Here is a 587-nt window from a genome sequence, read left to right on the forward strand (position 1 = left end):
GGGCTAAAACTTCTTTGTACCACCGATCATGCTCCCGAAATGCCAGGAGCCCCTCACTACTGGCACTTCAACAATCAAAGAATTTTGCCCCGCTTTTTGCATGAGGTCGGTATTCTCCGTGGCGTTGAAGCCAACACTTTAAACGTCAAAGGCGAGATCGATCTTCCGCCTTCCTCTGATCAACATCTTGATTGGGTAATTGCTAGCTTTCATGAGCCCGTTTTTAGACCCGCAACCGAAGCGGAGCACACTGCCGCGCTAATTAACGTCATTAAAAGTGGCAGAGTGGACGTGTTAGGGCACTTAGGTAATCCCAATTACCCATTTGATATGGAGCAAGTGTTGCGTTGCGCTAAATCCCACAATGTAGCGATTGAGGTGAACAATACGTCTCTCACAGGCAAGAGCCGAAAGGGCAGTGATGCGCGCTGTGATCAAATTGTTGCCTTAGGAAAAGAGATTGGCGTGTATTTCAGTACCGGCTCTGATGCGCACTTTTGCGAAGAGATTTCAAAACTGGATCTCGCCATCGAATTGCTGGAAAAACATGGCGTGGAGAAGGACAAAATCCTAACGACTTCAACCCG

General features: G+C 48.0%; 1 protein-coding gene. It reads left to right on the forward strand.

The window, feature by feature from the left end:
• The coding region (locus R7Q46_RS27720; RefSeq protein ID WP_318078360.1) for a PHP domain-containing protein at positions 1-587 on the forward strand (587 nt) is incomplete at both ends.

The organism is Vibrio sp. 811 (genome assembly GCF_033339195.1).